This is a genomic window from Thioalkalivibrio sp. ALE21, from assembly GCF_003208255.1.
Classification (GTDB): domain Bacteria; phylum Pseudomonadota; class Gammaproteobacteria; order Ectothiorhodospirales; family Ectothiorhodospiraceae; genus Thioalkalivibrio; species Thioalkalivibrio halophilus.
Genome location: NZ_QKMA01000004.1, coordinates 47,738 through 65,437, shown reverse-complemented (window position 1 = coordinate 65,437; position 17,700 = coordinate 47,738). Strand labels below are relative to the sequence as shown.

Genomic DNA, 17,700 nt, shown 5'->3' with positions numbered 1-17,700 from the left:
GACGAGGTCCCCCCCGTGCTCAGCGTGATGACCCAGATGGGGGCCCTGATCGTTGCCGGGGTCGGCTGGCGGATCCTGCAGCCCGGCGGTCTGGATGCCGAAACCACCCGCCGGGTCCTCACTACGCTCGTCTATTACCTGCTGCTGCCCGCGCTGGTGCTGCAGGTCCTGTGGACTGCACCGCTGGGCCTGGACTCGGTGCGCATCGCCCTGGTCGCCGGGGCAACGGTCCTGATTACCCTGGCCGTTACCGCTGGTGCGTGCCGTGCATGCACCGCCGACCGAGCCGCAGTGGGCGCGATGCTGCTGGCCGCCGCCTGGCCCAACGCGACCTATCTGGGCCTGCCGATCCTCGACAGTCTGTTCGGCGAGGCGGGGCGCGCGGTGGCCATCCAGTACGACCTGTTCGCCTGCCTGCCGCTGGTGCTGACCCTGGGCGTGGTTCTCGCGCGCCGCTACGGCGACGGCCGCATGCCGCCGGTGCATCCGCTGCGCGGCCTGTTGTCGGTGCCGTCGATCTGGGCCGCCCTCGTCGGTGTCACCCTGAACCTGGGCGGGGTGCCGCAGACGGTCTGGCTGGAGGAGTGGCTGGGGCTGCTGGCGGATTCGGTGTCGCCGCTGATGCTGTTCGCTCTGGGCCTGGCACTGGTCTTCCACCGCTTTCACGGGCGCGACGCCCGCCCGCTGGCGGTCGTCGTGGTGATCCAGCTGCTGCTGGCGCCGGCGGTGGCGCTGGGACTGGTGTGGCTGCTGGGCATGGAGGGGATCCCCGCGACCGGGACGGTGCTGGAGGCGGCCATGCCGGCGATGGTGCTGGGGCTGGTGTTCTGTGACCGCTTCGGGCTGGATACCGGGCTGTACGCGGCCGCGGTGACCCTGACCACGGCCCTTTCGCTGGTTACCCTGCCGCTGTGGTTCGCCCTGGCCGGCGGTCTTCTGGGGGGATGAGCCTCAGGATTCCTCGCCGAAGCGGTCGGCGACCAGTTCGGTCAGGGCATCCAGCGCCGCCTCGGCATCCTCTGCGCCGTCGGTGCGGATCGTGATCTCCGAGCCCTGCGCGGCGGCCAGCATCATCACCCCCATGATGCTCTTGCCGTTCACTTCCTGATCGTTGCGGGCGACGGTGACATCGGCGGTGTACTGACTGGCGAGGCTGACGAACTTCGCGGCGGCCCGGGCATGCATGCCCAGCCGGTTAACGATGGGAACTGCGCGCTGCGGCATCGCTGGATTCCTGGTCGCAGAGAAGGATTCCGTCATGGCCCCCGGACAGCGCCTTGTTGACCAGTTCGCTCAGGGGTAGATGGCGGTAGTTGAGTACGCGGACGAGCATCGGCAGGTTGACGCCCGCGATCACGCGCGCGTTGTGTCCGCGCGCCACGCGGCTGGCCACGTTGGCCGGCGTGGAGCCGAACATGTCGGTCAGGACCAGCACACCGGCACCGCTGTCGAGGGTTTCCATGCGGGCGCGCGCCTGCGCCTGAATATCGTCCGGATCGTCGCTTTGCGACATCGCCATGGACTCGCAGTCCTCGGGCAGGTCTCCCAGCATGCTCTGCGCGGTCTGCAGGAGTGTGTCGCCCAGGTTTTGATGCGTGATCAGGATCAGACCGACGCCCATGGAACTACTCCGTTTCAGGGGAGAGAGAATCGAGCTCGCGATGACGGGTGCTAACAGTAACATGTTCCCGCTCGCGCCACGCAGCCGCCAGCCGTTCCACCAGGTAGACCGAGCGGTGGCGCCCGCCGGTGCAGCCGATGGAGACCGTGGCATAGCTGCGATGGTCCGCCACCAGCCGCGGGATCCAGGTGTCGAGGAAGCCGTGGATGGATTCGAACATCGCCCCGACCTCGCCATGGCTGTCGAGGAAACCCGCCACCGCCGGATCCAGCCCGGTCAGCGGCGCCAGTTCACGCTCGTAGTGGGGGTTGGGCAGACAGCGCACGTCGAACACGAAATCGGAATCCAGCGGCGAGCCGTGCTTGAAGCCGAAGGACTGGAACAGCAGGGACAGGCCGGCGGTCTCGCGGCTGCCGACCCGGCCCCGCAACGTGCGCGCGAGGTCATGCATCGACAGCCGGCTGGTGTCCACGGTCAGGTCGGCCTCCACCGCCACGTGCCCCAGCCAGGTCCGTTCCATGCCGATCGCTTCCACCAGCGGGATGCCGTCGCGAGCCAGCGGATGCCGCCTGCGGGTCAGGTGGTAGCGGCGCAGCAGGACCTCGTCGGAGGCATTGAGGAACAGCACCTCGACCTCCAGGCCCGATCCGCGCAGCTCGCCCAGCAGCTTGCCGAAGCCGCTGAGGGCGTCGAGGCCCGAACGGACGTCCACGCCCACGGCCAGGTGGCGGTCACCGCCGGTGTCGTAATGGCCGCTGCGGACCTTCTCCACCAGTTCCGGCAGCATCGGCAGCGGAAGGTTGTCGACGCAGAAGTAGCCGGCGTCCTCCAGGGTATGCAGGGCGACGGTCTTGCCGGAACCCGACAGACCACTGACCAGCAGCAGACGCATGTCGGTCAGCCCTCGGGATCGGGGTTGGGGACCGTGGTGCTGGGCCCGCCGATGTGGAAGATGGACTCCTCCTGCTGATCCTCGCCCATCTGGCGCCGCTGGCGGGCGCGCAGGTCGTCCCCGGCGATGTAGCCCTGCATGTGCAGCAGGTGATTGCGGACCGCGGCCTCGATCATGACCGCGATGTTGCGCCCCGGCGCCACCGGCAGGCTGATCAGCGGGATGCGCAGGCCGAGGATCTCGCTTTCGCCGCGACGCCCGTTCAGACGATCGTCCGGCACCGGCGAGGGCTCGTTGTGGTCGCGCAGATCGATGATCAGGCGCAGATATTTGCCGCCCTTGATCGCCGAGTCGCCGTACATCGCGCGGATGTTGAGCACGCCCAGGCCGCGCACCTCGAGCAGGTCCTGGAGCAGGGCGGGGCAGTGTCCGCGCACGATATCGGGGGCAATGCGCGCGAATTCGGGGGCATCATCGGCGATCAGCCGATGGCCCCGCGAGATCAGTTCCAGCGCTACCTCGCTCTTGCCGACGCTCGACGCCCCCGAGATCAGCACGCCGATCCCGAGGATCTCCATGAACACCCCGTGGCGCACCTCGAAATGAGCGAGGCGCTGCTGCAGGAAATAGCGGAGCAGGGCGATGACTTCGTGCGAGGAGGTGCGAGTGCACAGTATCACTGGTAGAGGGTCGTCACCAGCGTGGGGCATGCGCGGGAACGGGCAGGTGTCCTCGGCGAAAATCACCATGGTGGTGCCGGTGCGGGCCATCTCCAGCACAAGGTGGTCACGCTGTTCGTCGGACAGGCCGGCGATGTAGCGGGCCTCGTAGTCGCCGATGACCTGGATGCGGTTGGGGCGGATCAGGTTGAGATGGCCGGCCAGCGGCAGGTCGCCATCGCCGACTCCCAGGAGTTCGCGGTCGCCCGCGGCCTCCTCCCCGTGGACGTAGCGCAGGTCCAGACGGCTCCCCATCGCCCGCGTGAGCGCGGCGATGGTGATGTTGCTCGCGGTGCCGTCGCCTGCCGCCTCCGCCCGGTCGGCCATGGTCAGGTGTCTCCCAGGGCCCGGGTGAGGGCCTGCTGGACCCCCGCGCTGTCCGCGGCGCGCCGGATGCCGGCGAGGGTGTCCGGCTGCGACAGGCCGCGTGCGAGCTGGGCCAGCAGGTCCAGGTGTTCGCTGGTGGCCTCTTCCGGCACCAGCAGGGCGATCAGGATGTCCACCGGTTCGTGGTCCATGGCCTCGAAATCCACGCCCTGATCCAGACGCAGGACCGCGATGCGGGGCGTATCCAGCTCGGCCAGACGGCCGTGCGGAATCGCCACGCCATGGCCGAGCCCGGTGGAGCCCAGTTTTTCGCGGGCCGACATGGCTTCGAACGCGGCGCTGGCCGCCAGCCCGTCCGCGGCCCCGTCCACCAGCAGATCGGCGAGGGTTTCCAGCGCTCGTTTCTTGCTGGAGCAGTCGGCTTCCAGTCCGATGCGCTCCGGGGTGATGAGCTCGGCCGGGTTCATCGGTTTACGGGGTCTGTTCGCGGTTGCGCTGGTGGCCTTCGGCGCGATGATGGTCCTTGACCTTCTCCTTGTGCTTGATCAGCTGGCGGTCGACCTTGTCGATCAGGCCGTCGATGGCGGCGTACATGTCGTCGTGGCTGGCCTCGGCGTGGATGTGGTTGCCGGTGACCTGCAGATTCGCTTCCGCCTTGTTGTGCAGCTTCTGCGTCTTCTCGTGGGTCAGCACCACGTGCACGTCGATCACCTTGTCGAAGTGGCGTTCCAGCTTCTCGAATTTCTCGTTGACGTAGTCGCGCAGGGCGTCGGTGATTTCGACGTGGTGTCCGGTGAGGTTGATCTGCATGGGTCAGGCTCCTTTCGGTTTGCTTCCGGTCGGCATGGCGGCCATCTGGCGGCGTTCGCTGGAGGATGGCAGGTTCATGCCCTCCCGGTATTTGGCCACGGTACGTCGGGCCACGTTGATGCCCCGATCCGCCAGGATCTGGGCGAGGCGGGAATCGCTGAGCGGTTTGCCCGGCGTTTCCTCTTCGATGAGTTCGCGGATCATGGCACGAATCGCGGTCGCGGAGCATTCCCCGCCGTCGCTGGTGCCCACGTGACTGGAGAAGAAATACTTGAATTCGAACACTCCGCGGGGGGTGTGCATGTATTTCTGCGTGGTCACCCGCGAGATCGTGGACTCGTGCATCTCCAGGGCTTCGGCGATGTCGCGCAGGATCAGCGGCTGCATCGCCACCTCGCCGTGTTCCAGGAACCCCTGCTGGCGTTCGACGATCGCTCGCGCTACGCGCAGGAGGGTGTCGTTGCGGCTGTGCAGGCTCTTGATGAACCACCGCGCCTCCTGCAGCTGGTCGCGCATGAATGCGCTGTCGCGGGCATCGGAGACCTGGCGGACCATGCCGGCGTAGAGGTCGTTGACGCGAATGCGCGGGGCGATCTCGGGATTCAGGTCGACCTGCCAGCCCTGGTCGGTATGACGCACGTAGACATCCGGGACCACGTATTCCGGCGGCGTCTCGCTGATCTGGGCGCCGGGACGCGGGTTGAGCGTACGGATCAGGTCCAGGGCCGCGGCCAGCTCGTCGGCATCGCGCACGCCGCTCTGGCGCTGCAGTGCCTTGTAGTCACGCCGGGCAAGGGCGTCCATGCCGTGTTCCAGGACCGCGCGCGCGGCTTCGCGCGAGGGCGCGTCCGGCGCCAGCTCGCCCAGCTGGACCTCCAGGCACTCGCGCAGATCCAGCGACCCGACCCCGAGGGGGTCGCAGTGCTGCAGCCAGTGGCGCACTGCCTCCACCTCGTCGGTGCCGACCGGGGTGTCCTCGCCCTGACTGATGGTGTCGGCCAGGGTCTCGACGTCCCCCTCGAGGTAACCGTCGCCGTTGATGGTGTCGATCAGGGCGGCGCCGATGCGCTGGTCACGCGGGGTCAGGTGCGACAGATGCAGCTGCCACAGCAGGTGGTCCTGCAGGCCACCGCCATCGTCGTCCGAGGTGTTTTCCAGGGGATCGCGGTCGTCCAGTCCGCGCGGGCTGGCGCTGGCGTCGTAGATGTCTTCCCAGCGGGTGTCGGTCACCAGTTCGTCGGGGATGACATCCTCCGAACCGCCGGCGTCCACCGTTTCGCCGGTGCCGGCGGCGGCATCGCTGGCGGTCTCGTTCTCGCCCTCGGTGCCGGGGTCCGGGGTTTCTTCGCCATCGGCGCCGAGTTCGTCGTCCTCGGCCTGTTCCAGCATGGGGTTGCTTTCCAGCGCCTGCTGGATCTCGGCCTGGAGCTCCAGCGTCGAGAGCTGCAACAGCCGGATGGCCTGCTGCAGCTGCGGCGTCATGGTCAGCGTCTGACCGAGCTGCAGGTTCAGCCCGGGCTTCAGCATGAGTTGGGAGAGGCGTTGTTCACCATAAGTGAATAGTAATCCCTTGTTGTGGCCTTGTGCACCGGCCGGATGTGGCGATCGGTGTCACAGGCGGAAATTTTCGCCGAGGTAGACCTCGCGCACGCGGGCATCGTCCAGCAGTTCCTCCGGCGTTCCCGCGCTCAGAAGGTGCCCCTCGCTGAGGATGTAGGCGCGGTGGCAGATGCCCAGGGTCTCGCGCACGTTGTGGTCCGAGATTAGTACGCCGATGCCGCGTTCGGCCAGGTGGCGGATCACTTCCTGGATCTCGCTGACCGAGATCGGGTCGACCCCGGCGAAGGGTTCGTCCAGGCAGATAAACCGCGGATCACCGGCCAGCGCACGGGCGATCTCGGCGCGCCGCCGTTCGCCTCCGGACAACGCGATGCCGGGGCTGTGGCGCACGGTTTCGAGCTGGAATTCCTCGATCAGGGCATCGCCAATGCGGCGGCGCTCGTGGCGGTCCAGTCCGGGCCGCAGTTCCAGCACTGCCTGCAGGTTGTCCTGGACCGACAGGCGGCGGAAGATCGAGGCCTCCTGCGGGAGATAGCCCAGCCCGGCGCGGGCGCGTTCGTGGATGGGGGCCTGCGTGATGTCGCGCCCGCCCAGGGTGATGCGCCCGGTATTGGGCCGGATCAGGCCGACCAGACTGTAGAAACAGGTGGTCTTGCCGGCCCCGTTGGGTCCCAGCAGGCCGACCACCTCGCCGGGCACCAGGTCCACGTCCATTGCGTCCAGCACGGTACGCTGGCCATAGCGCTTGCTCAGCTCGCGGGCGACCAGATGGCCGTCGGCCGCGGGCCTCATGGATCGTCCTCGCGTGGCTGCAGGCGGATGTGCACGCGCTCGTCGTCGGTGTCGCCGCGTTCCGCGCGGATCACGTCGCGCTCGAGGTCATAGGTGATGCGCTGCCCGCGGGCATCCTCGGCGGCGGTGATGACGCGCGCCCGTTCGGTCAGGATCACGCGTTCCTCGTCGAGGAAATAGTCGATGCGCAGCCCTTCGGCGATGCGCATCTCGCCGGTCTCGGGATCGGGCGACTCCAGGCGTGCGGGCTCGCCGTGGGCCTCGATCTCGTAGGGGCGGCGCTCGCGCATGTGCACGATCACGCGGTCTGCTTCCAGCGTGGCATCGCCGCGCACCACGATTACGTCGCCGGTGTAGGTGCCGGTGCCCGCGCGTTCGTCCATCTCGGCGTGGTCCGCGGTGATCTCCACCGGCAGGGCATCCTCGCGGCCGGTCGCCGGCGGGGCTGCCAGGATCAGTGCGAGTACGCCCGCCACGGCAAGCAGCGGGGCCGGTCGGCGGATGCCCGCGCGGCGATGTTCGGTTGTGGCCGGGTTCATTCCGGGCGGTCCTCCTGCGGCAGGTCGCTGTACAGCGTGTAGACCTCGGCGAGCAGTTCAATGGTATCCGCTTGCGGGTCGGCGCGCAGGCCGGTACCCCGCTGGAACAGTCCCGGCTGTTCCAGAGTGCTCGACGCCGACGAGGTCGTCAGCCGGGTGTCCAGCGCCACGCGCACGTCGCGCGACTCGATCACCGTGCGCACGCGCTCGTTGCGTTCGGGGCGCACGCCGCGGGTGTGGCCGAAGGTATGCAGCAGTTCGCGATCGGGCTGATGCGCCGCGCGCGGGGCCCGCCAGGTCCAGTTCAGGCCCCGTTGGTCCAGCAGATCCAGCTCCGGGTCATCGATGAACTGGACCGCATCCCGGTCGTATTCGCGCAGCCGCGACCCCTGCAGGCGGTGGGTGGGCCGCCCGTCCTCGCCAGTGACATGCGCGGTAAACCCCTCGATCTGCAGCGTGGGTTCGGCGTCGGCCGCGGGTTCGGCAGGCGGCTCGGCCGCTGCCGGCCCGGCGAGCAGGAGCCCGGTGGTCAGCAGCCGGGCGGCGAGCAGGGCGCGACGCGGATCCGGGTTCATGCGTGCAGGTAGCTTTCGAGCACGGCCTCGAGGCGGCCGCGCGCGGCCAGCAGGTCCTCGCAGACTTCGCGCACCGCGCCGCGCCCGCCATCGGCCGTGGTGACCCACTGCGCGTGCTGGCGCACGAACGGATGGGCGTCGCCGACCGCGATGCCCAGGGCAACCCTGCGCATCGCCGGCAGATCGACCACGTCGTCGCCCACGAACGCGGCCTCGGCGGCGCGGTGCCCGGTCTGCTCCAGCAATTGCGCCAGCGCGGCGCCCTTGTCCCGCCGGCCCTGGATGCAGTGACGGATGCCCAGATCCCGCAGGCGATGCTCCACGACCGCCGACTGCCGCCCGGTGAGGATTGCGACCTCCAGCCCGTCGTCCATGGCCATGCGCAGGCCGTGGCCGTCGCGGCTGTGGAAGGCCTTGTACTGTTCGCCACCGTCGCCGAGAAACAGCGCGCCGTCGGTCAGCACGCCGTCGACGTCCAGGATCAACAGTCGGGTGGTCCGCTGCAGGGTGGAAAGGTCGGTTTCGGTGTTCATCAGGCCACCCCCGCGCGCAGCAGGTCGTGCATGTTGATGACCCCCTGCAGGCGGCGGTCGGCGTCGGCCACCGGCAGGGCGTTGATCCGGCGGCTCTCCATCATCTCCAGGGCCTCGGCCGCCAGCCAGTCGGCACCGGCGGTGTGGCCGTCGCGGGTCATGACCTCGCCGATGGTCAGGCTGTCGAGGCTGTGGCCGAGGTCCAGGGTGCGGCGCAGGTCGCCGTCGGTGAAGACCCCCAGGATCCGGTCCTCCGGGTCGCTGACGATCACCAGCCCCAGCCCCTTGCGGGTGATCTCGAACAGCGCATCCTTCAGCGGCGCGTCTGGTGCGATGCGCGGGATCGCTTCGCCGGTATGCATGATGTCGCCGACGTGGATCAGCAGGCGACGCCCGAGGCGGCCGCCGGGATGCGAGCGGGCGAAGTCGTTCGCGGTGAAGCCGCGCGCGTCCAGCACCGCCACCGCCAGGGCATCGCTCATCGCCAGGGCCGCGGTGGTGCTGGAGGTCGGCGCCAGCCCCAGCGGGCAGGCCTCGTGTTCCACGCTGACATCCAGGTGTACGCTGGCATCGGTGCCCAGGCGCGAGCCGGGGTTGCCGGTCATCGCGATCAGCGGGACGTCCAGGCGTCGGATCAGCGGCAGGATGGTGAGGATCTCGTCGGTCTCGCCGGAGTTCGACAGGGCGATCACTACGTCGTCGCGGGTGATCATGCCGAGATCGCCGTGGCTGGCCTCGCCCGGATGCACGAAGAACGCCGGCGTGCCGGTGGAGGCGAGGGTGGCCGCCAGCTTGCTGCCGATGTGGCCGGACTTGCCCATGCCGGTAACCACCACCCGCCCGCGACAGGCGAGGATGTGCCGGCAGGCCGCGAGGAAGGCGTCGTCGATGCGCGCGGTGAGGCCGCGCACCGCGTCGGCCTCATTTTCGAGGACGGCCAGTGCAAGCTTGCGGGTTGTGTCGGGGTTCAGATCCATGCCGGTGCCGTGATTGCGAGAGTCACAAGGTAGCCGCTGAAGGCCAGAAGGAGAAGGGCTCCGTGCCAGCGGGTGATGCGTCCCGAGCCGAAGCGGGCGGCCAGCAGCACCGCCACGGTCAGGGCCAGCATCACCGGATAGTCACGGGTCAGCACTGCGGGTTCCACCGCCAGCGGCGCGATCAGGGCGGGTACCGCCAGCACCGCCAGCAGGTTGAACAGATTGGAACCGACGACGTTGCCGAGGGCCATGCCGGTTTCGCGGCGCAGCGCGCTGGCCACGGTGGTGGCCAGTTCCGGCAGACTGGTGCCGATCGCGACCAGGGTCAGGCCGATCAGCAGTTCGCCGGCTCCCAGGGCGGTGGCGATCTCGACTGCCCCCCAGACCAGCGCCTGGCTGCTCGCCAGCAGCACCACCAGACCGCCGGCGAGCCACCCCAGGGCGGTCGGGAGACCGCCGGGCGTGGCCGCCGGCGGGGGCGGGGCCAGCCCGGGGTCGGACTCCGGGGGCGTGCCGGGGTGGCGGGCCGCGCGGATCATCCAGACCACGACCGCGATCAGGCCGGCCAGCATGATCACCCCTTCCGCCCGCGCCAGCCGGCCGTCCAGCAGCAGCAACAGCACACCGAGCGTGGCCAGCAGCAACAGTGGCAGTTCGCGTCGTACCAGCCCGTGACCGGCGATGATCGGGGCGATCAGGGCGGCCAGCCCGAGTACCAGTCCCAGGTTGGCGATGTTCGAGCCGATCGCGTTGCCCACCGCCAGCCCCGGCGCTCCCTGCAGGCTGGCCAGCAGCGAGACGATGATCTCCGGGGCCGAAGTGCCGAAGGCGACTACGGTAAGGCCGATCAGCACCGGCGAGACCCCGAGCCCGCGCGCCAGGCCGGCGGCGCCGAACACGAAGCGATCGGCACTGGCGGCGAGCAGCACGAGACCACCGACGACGGCGAGCAGCGGCAGCAGCATGCGTGGTCCGGTCGCCCCCTATCGATTGCCGACCCGCAGGCGCTCGAGGCACTCCGGGGTCGTGACCCGGGGTTGCCAGTCGAGTTCCCGGCGTGCGCGCGTGCAGTCCAGGACCAGCGGGCCGTCGAGCCCGCGCACCCAGCCCGGATCACCGGCCCGTGCGCTCAGGCGCCAGGCCAGCGGGTGCAGTCTGCGAATGAGGCCGGCGGGTACCGGCAGGGTCAGGCGCCGACCGTAACGGGCCATGGCACGCAGCGACCACACCGGTTCGGTGCCCAGGTTGAAGCAGCCCGGGGCGCGGCGGGTGACCGCGGCGGCGATTGCCCGCGCGGCGTCTTCTTCCCACAGGATCTGCACCGGCGCGTCGATCCCGGCCGGGTGAAGGCGGCTGCGGGCGATCCGCTGCAGCAGCGGGTGGGCATGCGGCCCGACTACCGCGGGCGGCCGCAGGACGGTGGAGACCAGATCGGGATAGTCGCGCCCCGTGGCCTCCAGGGCCTGTTCGGTGGCGACCTTGTCCTCGGCGTAGGGGAAGCGCGGGCGCAGCGGCCGGTCCTCGTCCAGGGGGACGGGCGAGTCCGGCCACGGGCCGTAGACCGCGGCGCTGGAGAGGAACACTACATGGCGCACACCGGCCTGTGCGGCGGTCGCGAAGACCGACCGCGACAGTTCCACGTTCTGCCGGCGCACCCAGTCGCGGTCGTGGCGCTGGCGTCCGCCGTGCCCGCCCATCAGCTGGAAGGCCAGATGCACCAGGGTATCGGTCCCGGCGAGGTCTTCGGGCGTCAGTTGCGCCAGATCCTTCTGGCGCAGGTCGTAGCGGTCCGCCGGCAGGGTCGCGGCCCCGGGGAAGTCCGCCGGTTCGCGATCCAGGGCAATGATCCGCTCCACCTCCGGGGTGTGCAGCAGTTCGGGCAGCAGGACCCGGCCGATGCGACCGGCTGCGCCGGTGACGGCAACGCGCATGCGGTTATCGGGTCGGGGCGGGGCCATCGAGGAATTCCGGCATGACCTCTTCGGCGAAGCAGCGCATGGACTCCTCCGCCAGTTCGCGCGGCACGGCCCCGGCGCCGAAAGCCAGCAGCAGGTGATCCACGCCCGCCTCGCGCAGGGCCTCGATGCGCTCGCGGCATTCCTCGGGGGTGCCGACCAGCGTCATGCCCAGCATGTCGAGGATCTTCAGGTTGATCCCGGCCTTGACCAGGTGGCGGAAGCGGCCCAGCGAGCGGTAGTAGTCGTAGCCCTCGATCAGGCGTTCCAGCACCGGCAGGGTCTGCCGGAACATGTTGCGGTAGAACCATTCGAACGCGGGCTTGGCCTCACGCCGGGCGCGCTTGCCGTCCGGCAGGCACAGCACGCCGAGGGTCATGCCCACGCGCGGCGGGTGCGGGGTGTCGCCGCCGGCATGGGTCCAGCCCTCGCGGTACAGGCGGATGTCCTCGCGGATCATCTGCCACGGCTTGAACGGGCCGGCCAGCGCACCGATGCCCTGTTCCGCCGCCCAGGTGAACGACTCGGGACTGACCGCGGCGGTCCACAGCGGCGGGTGCGGGTCCTGCAGCGTTGCCGGCATCACCGGGACGTCGTCGAGGTGGTGGAAGGGCCCGTGCTGAGTGATGCGGCCGGTGGCGAAGGCCTGGCGCAGGGCATCCAGGCCGGCATCGACCCGGGCGCGGCCCTCGCTCATCTCGGCGCCGAATGTGGCATATTCCGGCGGCGAGAAGCCGCGGCCGATGCCCAGCTCCAGGCGGCCGCCGGAGAGCTGGTCGAGCATGCCGACGCGCTGCGCGACCCGCAGCGGGTGGTGATAGGGCAGGGGCACGACCCCCAGCCCCAGGCGCAGGTTCCGGGTGCGCTGGCTGGCCGCGGCCAGCACCAGGTCCGGTGCGGTGGAATGCGAGAACTCCGGCATCAGGTGGTGTTCCACCAGCCACGCGGTGTTGAATCCGAGGGTGTCGGCGAGGTCCCACAGTGCAAGGGTGTCCTCGATCGCGCGGTGTTCGTCGATATCGAGGAATTCGGGGACCGAGATCTCGTGGAAGAGGTCGAAGTACATCGGGAAACTGTGCCGCGCCACCGGGGTGCTGGCAAGTCGCAACGGGGGGAATATGACGGCAGGAGATCCATCGGACGCGGCCACCGAAGGGATGCGCGTACAGGTTCAGCCGGCCGCGGTCGCCCGGCCGGGTACGCCGGCCTGGGACGGGTATTTCCCGGCCAGTCTGCCGCTGGACTGGCAACTGGCCTATCTCGGCCATTTTCGCTCGCGGGTGTTCGTGCCCGGGGTGCTGGGGGCCGACGGGGCGCTCTCCGCCCCGTTCGGGGACTGGGACGACGCGGTGCCGCCCAATCTGCGCGTCACCGTGAGCTGGCCGCCGGAGACCGAGGCCACGGCCGGAGTCGCCGGCCTGACGGGTCTGGCACGGGTCCTCGGCGAGCGTCTCGAGGGGGTGGCGTTCGAACCAGGGGTGGCCGTCGAGGCGGCGGTTGCCGGGCTGCGGGGTGCGGGCCTGGAGCGCCTGCAGGTGGCAGGGCCGGGCGAATCCGTGGGGTTGCCCGGGGTCGACGAAGCGGTGTGGTACCCGCAGCTCCATGCCGGAGAGGGGCCGGGGTTCTGGCGTCTGCGTCCTGCGGGCGAGCCGGATCCCGCCGACTGGCGCGTGCTGGTGGAGGCCGTGGCCGGATGCAGCCCCGCAGGGGCGCTGCCGGTGTTCCTCGAGGCCTCGCCGGGCGTGCTCGACGGTGTGCGCACCATCGCGAAACTGTTGGGGAAACACTGATCAATGTACACGGTGGTTTGACGCACCGTGCGGCCGGGGCCAGACTCCGGCGTCCATGCATGCGCCGCGCTGCGAGGGACGCCGCGTCCGCATCCCGGGAGACTCGAATGTGAGCCAGTCCGCATCCGCCGAAACGCCGCACATCGTGGTGGAGGACCTGCATTTCCGTCGTGGCCGGAAGCCCATCTTCGATGGTCTTTCGCTGGAGGTGCCGCGCGGGCGCGTGACGACCGTGATGGGCCCCAGCGGCAGCGGCAAGACCACGCTGCTGCGGCTGATCGGCGGCCAGCTGCGACCGGATGCGGGACGCATCCTGGTCGATGGCGAGGAGATCGGGCGGCTTTCCACACGCCGGCTGTACGCGGTGCGCAAGCGCATGGGGCTGCTGTTCCAGACCGGGGCCCTGCTGACCGATCTGTCGGTGTTCGAGAATGTGGCCTTCCCGCTCCGCGAGCACACCGAGCTGCCCGAGGATATCCTGCGGACCCTGGTGCTGATGAAGCTGGAGGCGGTCGGTCTGCGCGCGGCGCGCGACATGGACCCGGCCGAGCTGTCCGGCGGCATGGCCCGGCGCGTGGCGCTGGCACGGGCACTGGCGCTGGATCCGGAACTGATCATGTACGACGAGCCGTTCACCGGCCTGGATCCCATCACCATGGGCCAGATCGTGACCCTGATCCGGCGCACCAACCACAGTCTCGGGCTCACCAGCGTGCTGGTGTCGCACGACGTGAATGAGGCCATGAGCATCTCCGATCACGTGGTGCTGATCGCCGAGGGGCGCGCGGTGGATGCCGGGCCGCCGGATGCGCTGCAGGCGCGGGCCTCCGACTGGTCCGCCCAGTTCCTGGAAGGCCGGCCGGATGGTCCGGTGCCGTTCCATTACCCCGGGGCCTCGTATCAGGACGATCTGCTGGACGCGGGAGGGCGCAACCATGATTGACGCGATCGCGTCGGTCGGGCGCTTCAGCCTGGATGCGCTGGCGGTGCTGGGGCGGGCCTCGATGTTCCTGCTGCGGATCTTCGCCGCGCTGGATGCCGTGGTGCGGCGCTTCGGCCTGACCGTGTGGCAGGTCTACTCGGTGGGTGTGCGCTCGGTGCTTATCGTGGTGGTTGCCGGGCTGTTCGTGGGCATGGTGCTGGCGTATCAGGGCTACATCACCCTGGTGGACTTCGGTGCCGCCGAGGCCCTGGGCGGCGTGGTCGCGCTGTCACTGGTGCGCGAGCTGGGCCCGGTGGTGACCGCGCTGTTGTTCGCCGGACGCGCCGGCTCCGCGCTGACCGCCGAACTCGGCCTGATGAAGACCACCGAGCAGCTCTCGGCGATGGAGATGATGGCGGTGAACCCCTACCGCCGGGTGTTTGCGCCGCGCTTCGTCGCCGGGTTCCTCTCCATGCCGCTGCTCGCCGCGATGTTCAGCGCGGTGGGCGTCATGGGCGGTTACATCGTCGGGGTGGGTCTGCTGGGCGTGGACAGCGGTGCGTACTTCTCGCAGATGCAGGCGGTGACCGACTGGAACGAGGACGTCATGTCGGGGGTCATCAAGAGCATCGTGTTCGGCTTCGTGGTCAGCTGGATCGCGGTGTTCCAGGGCATGGATGCCACGCCGACCTCGGAAGGCATCTCGCGCGCGACCACGCAGACCGTGGTGGTCTCCTCGCTGGCGGTACTGGGGCTCGATTTCATCCTGACCGGGCTGATGTTCGGCGGGAACTGAGGAGTGGAGAAGCAACCATGAAGATGCGTTTCGTCGAGCTGGCCGTCGGGGTGTTCGTGCTCCTGGGCGTGGCGGCGCTGTTCTATCTGGCGGTGCAGGTCAGCAACATTACCGATTACCGCGACGGCGACACCTACGAGGTGACCGCCTACTTCTCCAACGTGGGCGGGCTGAAGGTGCGCGCGCCGGTCAACATCTCCGGGGTGCGGGTCGGGCGCGTGGCCGACATCCGCTACGACCCCGAGGCCTTCGAGGCGAAGGTGACCCTGGCCATCCGTTCGGAACACGACTATTTGCCGGCGGACACCCAGGCGAGTATCCATACCGCAGGACTGCTGGGCGAACAGTACGTCGCGCTGGAGCCGGGTGGCGACTACGATACCCTGCAGGACGGTGACCGGATCCTGTTCACCCAGTCGGCCGTGGTCCTCGAGAACCTGATCGGCCGGTTCATGACCAACATGGGGGATGACTGAGTCATCCTGGCCACCCAATACCGAGGGAGTGTGCCATGCGTTTGTTGCCGAATTTCGTTCGTTCCCCGCGTACCGCGCCGGCATGGCTGGCCGCGACGGCCCTGCTGCTGGCGACGCTGGCCCCGGCCGCCCAGGCCGAAAGCCCGGCGCAGATGATGGAGCGCTCGGTGGACGAGGTTTACAAGGTCCTGCGCGAGAATGAAGATCGCGCGCAGGAGGAGCCCGAGTTCGTGATCGAGGTGCTGCGCGAGTACGTGCTGCCGCATGTCGACGTGGACGGGATGGCGCGGCTGGTGCTGGCGCGCCACTGGCGTGATGCGTCCGACGAGCAGCGTGAGCGTTTCACCGAGGCGTTCACGACCACCCTGCTGCAGGTCTACGGGGTGCAGCTGGCGGATCACCTGGACAAGGAGGTGCGCATCATCGAACGGCGCTCGCGCGAGGACGACCGCATGGCGGTGGTGGCCAGCGAGATCGTGATGGGCTCCGGGCAGTCCAATCTGCAGGTCAATTACCGCCTGCGCCCGGTCAACGGCGAATGGAAGGTGTTCGATGTGGAGGCCGAGGGGCTGTCCTTCGTCGGCAATTTCCGCAGCCGCTTCGGGGACGAGATCGCCAACAACGGGCTCGAGGAGCTGATCGCACGCCTGGAGGATGGTGACGAGGAGCTGATCGAGGAGGCGGTGGACGACGTGGCCGAGGAGACCGACGCCGCGGAGGACCGGTGAGCGACGCCCGGATTACCGCCGATGACGCGGGCCTGGTCCTGCGCGGTCATCTGACCTTCGTGACCGTGCCGGGGCTGGAGCGCCAGGTGCGCCCGTTGTGGCAGGGCCTGCCCGAACATGCCCGGGTGGCGCTGGGCGACACCGGGCGCATCGACAGTGCCGGTCTGGCATTTCTGGTGACTCTGTGGCGCCAGGCCCGGCACAGGGGGCATTTCCTGGTGTTCGAGCCGGTGCCCGCACGGCTGGAGCCCCTGCTGGAACTGTACGACCTGCGGGGCGTGATCAGCGAATCCGCGGCGAAGGCGGCGGATCCGCCCGGCTGCCACTGACTGGCCCGGGGCGGGGCGCCGCGCGCCGGCGACGCAGTTTCGTTATCATTGCGGGTTTTGCCGGTCCGCTCCTGGCCCGGCTTGCGAACCGGGCAATACATGGACAAGCTCATCATCACCGGCGGCGAGCCCCTGGACGGTCAGGTCTGGGTCTCCGGCGCCAAGAACGCGGTACTCCCCATCCTGTCGGCGACGCTGCTGGCCGACAGCCCCATGGTGATCGGCAACGTGCCGCACCTGCAGGACGTGACCACCACCATGGAGCTGCTGGGGCGCATGGGCGTGAGCCTCACGGTGAACGAGCGCATGCGCATCGAGGTGGATCCCACCACCCTGACCCAGTGTGTTGCGCCCTACGATCTGGTCAAGACGATGCGTGCGTCCATCCTGGTGCTGGGGCCGCTGCTGGCGCGCTTCGGCGAGGCCGAGGTGTCCCTGCCCGGCGGCTGCGCGATCGGCTCGCGGCCGGTGAATCTGCATCTGCGCGGGCTGGAGGCGCTGGGTGCCGAGATCGACGTCGATGGTGGCTACATCCATGCGCGGGCCGGACGCCTGCAGGGCGCGCGGGTGGTGTTCGACCAGGTCACCGTCACCGGCACCGAGAACCTGCTGATGGCGGCGACCCTGGCCGAGGGGGAGACGCTGATCGAAAATGCCGCCCGCGAGCCCGAGGTGGTGGACCTGGCGGACTGCCTCACCGCGATGGGGGCGAAAATCCGCGGTGCCGGGACCGACACCATCCGGGTCGAAGGCGTGGAACGCCTGCATGGCTGCGATTACGACGTGATGCCCGATCGCATCGAGACCGGGACCTTCCTGGTCGGGGCCGCCATGACCCGTGGGCATGTGCGCACCCGCAACACCCGGCCGTCGCTGCTCGACGCGGTACTGGCCAAGCTGGACGAGGCGGGCGCCCGGGTGGAGACCGGTTCGGACTGGATCGATCTGGACATGCGGGGGCGTCGCCCGCGGGCGGTGAATCTGCGGACTGCGCCGTTTCCCGCGTTCCCGACCGATATGCAGGCGCAGATGATGGCCATGAACACAGTGGCCGAGGGGACCGGTTCGGTGGTGGAGACGGTGTTCGAGAACCGCTTCATGCACGCGCTGGAACTGCAGCGTATGGGCGCCCGGATCACCATCGAGGGGAACACCGCGATCGTCGAGGGCGTGGAGCAGCTGGTCGGTGCGCCGGTGATGGCCACCGACCTGCGCGCCTCGGCCAGCCTGATCCTCGCCGGTCTGGTCGCCGAGGGGGAGACCGCCGTGGAGCGCATCTACCATATCGATCGCGGTTATGAATGCATCGAGGAAAAACTGAGCCAGATCGGCGCAACGATTCGCCGGGAGCCTGCCTGA

At 69.2% G+C, this 17,700-nt stretch carries 23 protein-coding genes; 8 read left to right on the top strand and 15 right to left on the bottom strand.

The genetic code is table 11. The features are described 5' to 3' along the window. Positions 1 to 15: 15 nt before the first annotated feature. A complete protein-coding gene (locus tag D893_RS05055; protein WP_110619273.1) occupies positions 16 to 948 on the top strand; it encodes an AEC family transporter in 933 nt (310 codons plus the stop codon). A gap of 3 nt (positions 949 to 951) precedes the next feature. Here D893_RS05055 and D893_RS05050 read toward each other — a convergent pair whose 3' ends face one another. From D893_RS05050 to D893_RS04980, 15 genes are all read right to left on the bottom strand, one after another. Further along, positions 952 to 1,224 carry an HPr family phosphocarrier protein gene (locus tag D893_RS05050; protein ID WP_019021464.1) on the bottom strand — a complete coding sequence of 91 codons (273 nt, stop codon included), beginning with the start codon at positions 1,222 to 1,224 and terminating at the stop codon, positions 952 to 954. Next, positions 1,196 to 1,621, bottom strand: coding sequence for a PTS sugar transporter subunit IIA (locus D893_RS05045; RefSeq protein ID WP_018869829.1), 426 nt, complete (start codon positions 1,619 to 1,621; stop codon positions 1,196 to 1,198). Before D893_RS05045 ends, D893_RS05050 begins: the two co-directional genes overlap by 29 nt. A gap of 4 nt (positions 1,622 to 1,625) precedes the next feature. Continuing rightward, complete coding sequence (gene rapZ / locus D893_RS05040; RefSeq protein ID WP_077244156.1) at positions 1,626 to 2,513, bottom strand: RNase adapter RapZ; 888 nt, start codon at positions 2,511 to 2,513, stop codon at positions 1,626 to 1,628. Positions 2,514 to 2,518: 5 nt separating this feature from the next. Then, entirely contained in the window at positions 2,519 to 3,559 is a 1,041-nt protein-coding gene (hprK, locus tag D893_RS05035; RefSeq protein ID WP_018947415.1) for an HPr(Ser) kinase/phosphatase, read from the bottom strand. A gap of 2 nt (positions 3,560 to 3,561) precedes the next feature. Beyond that, the gene (locus D893_RS05030) at positions 3,562 to 4,026 is read right to left on the bottom strand and encodes a PTS sugar transporter subunit IIA (RefSeq protein WP_018947414.1); all 465 of its coding nucleotides are present in this window, start codon (positions 4,024 to 4,026) and stop codon (positions 3,562 to 3,564) included. Positions 4,027 to 4,030: 4 nt separating this feature from the next. Then, positions 4,031 to 4,369, bottom strand: coding sequence for a ribosome-associated translation inhibitor RaiA (gene raiA, locus D893_RS05025; RefSeq protein ID WP_077244157.1), 339 nt, complete (start codon positions 4,367 to 4,369; stop codon positions 4,031 to 4,033). Positions 4,370 to 4,372: 3 nt separating this feature from the next. Continuing rightward, entirely contained in the window at positions 4,373 to 5,896 is a 1,524-nt protein-coding gene (locus D893_RS05020) for an RNA polymerase factor sigma-54 (RefSeq protein WP_018947412.1), read from the bottom strand. Positions 5,897 to 5,980: 84 nt separating this feature from the next. Continuing rightward, positions 5,981 to 6,721, bottom strand: coding sequence for an LPS export ABC transporter ATP-binding protein (gene lptB, locus D893_RS05015; protein ID WP_018947411.1), 741 nt, complete (start codon positions 6,719 to 6,721; stop codon positions 5,981 to 5,983). Continuing rightward, entirely contained in the window at positions 6,718 to 7,260 is a 543-nt protein-coding gene (gene lptA / locus D893_RS05010) for a lipopolysaccharide transport periplasmic protein LptA (protein ID WP_018947410.1), read from the bottom strand. Before lptA ends, lptB begins: the two co-directional genes overlap by 4 nt. After that, positions 7,257 to 7,835 carry an LPS export ABC transporter periplasmic protein LptC gene (gene lptC, locus D893_RS05005; protein ID WP_110619272.1) on the bottom strand — a complete coding sequence of 193 codons (579 nt, stop codon included), beginning with the start codon at positions 7,833 to 7,835 and terminating at the stop codon, positions 7,257 to 7,259. The genes lptA and lptC overlap by 4 nt, the downstream gene beginning before the upstream one ends. Further along, complete coding sequence (locus D893_RS05000) at positions 7,832 to 8,368, bottom strand: HAD hydrolase family protein (RefSeq protein WP_077244984.1); 537 nt, start codon at positions 8,366 to 8,368, stop codon at positions 7,832 to 7,834. Before D893_RS05000 ends, lptC begins: the two co-directional genes overlap by 4 nt. Continuing rightward, positions 8,368 to 9,345 (bottom strand): KpsF/GutQ family sugar-phosphate isomerase, encoded by a 978-nt coding sequence (locus tag D893_RS04995; RefSeq protein WP_018947407.1) that lies wholly within the window; start codon positions 9,343 to 9,345, stop codon positions 8,368 to 8,370. Before D893_RS04995 ends, D893_RS05000 begins: the two co-directional genes overlap by 1 nt. Then, positions 9,336 to 10,310 (bottom strand): calcium/sodium antiporter, encoded by a 975-nt coding sequence (locus D893_RS04990; RefSeq protein WP_018947406.1) that lies wholly within the window; start codon positions 10,308 to 10,310, stop codon positions 9,336 to 9,338. Before D893_RS04990 ends, D893_RS04995 begins: the two co-directional genes overlap by 10 nt. An 18-nt stretch (positions 10,311 to 10,328) precedes the next feature. Continuing rightward, positions 10,329 to 11,276 carry an NAD-dependent epimerase/dehydratase family protein gene (locus tag D893_RS04985; RefSeq protein ID WP_026289010.1) on the bottom strand — a complete coding sequence of 316 codons (948 nt, stop codon included), beginning with the start codon at positions 11,274 to 11,276 and terminating at the stop codon, positions 10,329 to 10,331. A 4-nt stretch (positions 11,277 to 11,280) separates the two neighbouring features. Further along, complete coding sequence (locus tag D893_RS04980; protein ID WP_018947404.1) at positions 11,281 to 12,366, bottom strand: LLM class flavin-dependent oxidoreductase; 1,086 nt, start codon at positions 12,364 to 12,366, stop codon at positions 11,281 to 11,283. A gap of 52 nt (positions 12,367 to 12,418) precedes the next feature. On the opposite strand from D893_RS04980, the gene D893_RS04975 reads away from it, so the two are divergent. The 7 genes from D893_RS04975 to murA all read left to right on the top strand — a co-directional run bounded on the left by D893_RS04975 (position 12,419) and on the right by murA (position 17,700). Beyond that, complete coding sequence (locus tag D893_RS04975) at positions 12,419 to 13,090, top strand: hypothetical protein (RefSeq protein WP_231363021.1); 672 nt, start codon at positions 12,419 to 12,421, stop codon at positions 13,088 to 13,090. A gap of 109 nt (positions 13,091 to 13,199) precedes the next feature. Continuing rightward, positions 13,200 to 14,033, top strand: a complete 834-nt coding sequence (locus tag D893_RS04970; RefSeq protein ID WP_018947402.1) for an ATP-binding cassette domain-containing protein — start codon at positions 13,200 to 13,202, stop codon at positions 14,031 to 14,033. Then, the gene (gene mlaE / locus D893_RS04965; RefSeq protein WP_018947401.1) at positions 14,026 to 14,808 is read left to right on the top strand and encodes a lipid asymmetry maintenance ABC transporter permease subunit MlaE; all 783 of its coding nucleotides are present in this window, start codon (positions 14,026 to 14,028) and stop codon (positions 14,806 to 14,808) included. Before D893_RS04970 ends, mlaE begins: the two co-directional genes overlap by 8 nt. A 17-nt stretch (positions 14,809 to 14,825) precedes the next feature. Then, on the top strand, positions 14,826 to 15,284 hold the full coding sequence (mlaD, locus tag D893_RS04960; protein WP_018947400.1) for an outer membrane lipid asymmetry maintenance protein MlaD: 459 nt from the start codon (positions 14,826 to 14,828) through the stop codon (positions 15,282 to 15,284). Between the two features lie 35 nt (positions 15,285 to 15,319). Beyond that, positions 15,320 to 16,012: an ABC transporter substrate-binding protein gene (locus D893_RS04955; protein ID WP_024328193.1), complete on the top strand. Its 693-nt coding sequence runs from the start codon at positions 15,320 to 15,322 to the stop codon at positions 16,010 to 16,012. Further along, a complete protein-coding gene (locus D893_RS04950; protein WP_018947398.1) occupies positions 16,009 to 16,341 on the top strand; it encodes an STAS domain-containing protein in 333 nt (110 codons plus the stop codon). Before D893_RS04955 ends, D893_RS04950 begins: the two co-directional genes overlap by 4 nt. 99 nt (positions 16,342 to 16,440) lie before the next feature. Beyond that, on the top strand, positions 16,441 to 17,700 hold the full coding sequence (gene murA / locus D893_RS04945; RefSeq protein WP_018947397.1) for a UDP-N-acetylglucosamine 1-carboxyvinyltransferase: 1,260 nt from the start codon (positions 16,441 to 16,443) through the stop codon (positions 17,698 to 17,700).

Excerpts from the sequence above, each read along its gene's own strand:
- D893_RS05050 (WP_019021464.1), bottom strand. The coding sequence starts at position 1,224 with ATGCCGCAGCGCGCAGTTCCCATCGTTAACCGGCTGGGCATGCATGCC.
- D893_RS04975 (WP_231363021.1), top strand. The coding sequence starts at position 12,419 with ATGACGGCAGGAGATCCATCGGACGCGGCCACCGAAGGGATGCGCGTA.
- D893_RS04990 (WP_018947406.1), bottom strand. The coding sequence starts at position 10,310 with ATGCTGCTGCCGCTGCTCGCCGTCGTCGGTGGTCTCGTGCTGCTCGCC.
- murA (WP_018947397.1), top strand. The coding sequence starts at position 16,441 with ATGGACAAGCTCATCATCACCGGCGGCGAGCCCCTGGACGGTCAGGTC.
- D893_RS05045 (WP_018869829.1), bottom strand. The coding sequence starts at position 1,621 with ATGGGCGTCGGTCTGATCCTGATCACGCATCAAAACCTGGGCGACACA.
- D893_RS04995 (WP_018947407.1), bottom strand. The coding sequence starts at position 9,345 with ATGGATCTGAACCCCGACACAACCCGCAAGCTTGCACTGGCCGTCCTC.
- lptC (WP_110619272.1), bottom strand. The coding sequence starts at position 7,835 with ATGAACCCGGATCCGCGTCGCGCCCTGCTCGCCGCCCGGCTGCTGACC.
- lptA (WP_018947410.1), bottom strand. The coding sequence starts at position 7,260 with ATGAACCCGGCCACAACCGAACATCGCCGCGCGGGCATCCGCCGACCG.
- D893_RS04985 (WP_026289010.1), bottom strand. The coding sequence starts at position 11,276 with ATGCGCGTTGCCGTCACCGGCGCAGCCGGTCGCATCGGCCGGGTCCTG.
- D893_RS04955 (WP_024328193.1), top strand. The coding sequence starts at position 15,320 with ATGCGTTTGTTGCCGAATTTCGTTCGTTCCCCGCGTACCGCGCCGGCA.
- rapZ (WP_077244156.1), bottom strand. The coding sequence starts at position 2,513 with ATGCGTCTGCTGCTGGTCAGTGGTCTGTCGGGTTCCGGCAAGACCGTC.
- mlaD (WP_018947400.1), top strand. The coding sequence starts at position 14,826 with ATGAAGATGCGTTTCGTCGAGCTGGCCGTCGGGGTGTTCGTGCTCCTG.
- D893_RS05030 (WP_018947414.1), bottom strand. The coding sequence starts at position 4,026 with ATGAACCCGGCCGAGCTCATCACCCCGGAGCGCATCGGACTGGAAGCC.
- D893_RS05020 (WP_018947412.1), bottom strand. The coding sequence starts at position 5,896 with ATGCTGAAGCCCGGGCTGAACCTGCAGCTCGGTCAGACGCTGACCATG.
- hprK (WP_018947415.1), bottom strand. The coding sequence starts at position 3,559 with ATGGCCGACCGGGCGGAGGCGGCAGGCGACGGCACCGCGAGCAACATC.
- raiA (WP_077244157.1), bottom strand. The coding sequence starts at position 4,369 with ATGCAGATCAACCTCACCGGACACCACGTCGAAATCACCGACGCCCTG.
- D893_RS04980 (WP_018947404.1), bottom strand. The coding sequence starts at position 12,366 with ATGTACTTCGACCTCTTCCACGAGATCTCGGTCCCCGAATTCCTCGAT.
- D893_RS05000 (WP_077244984.1), bottom strand. The coding sequence starts at position 8,368 with ATGAACACCGAAACCGACCTTTCCACCCTGCAGCGGACCACCCGACTG.
- lptB (WP_018947411.1), bottom strand. The coding sequence starts at position 6,721 with ATGAGGCCCGCGGCCGACGGCCATCTGGTCGCCCGCGAGCTGAGCAAG.
- mlaE (WP_018947401.1), top strand. The coding sequence starts at position 14,026 with ATGATTGACGCGATCGCGTCGGTCGGGCGCTTCAGCCTGGATGCGCTG.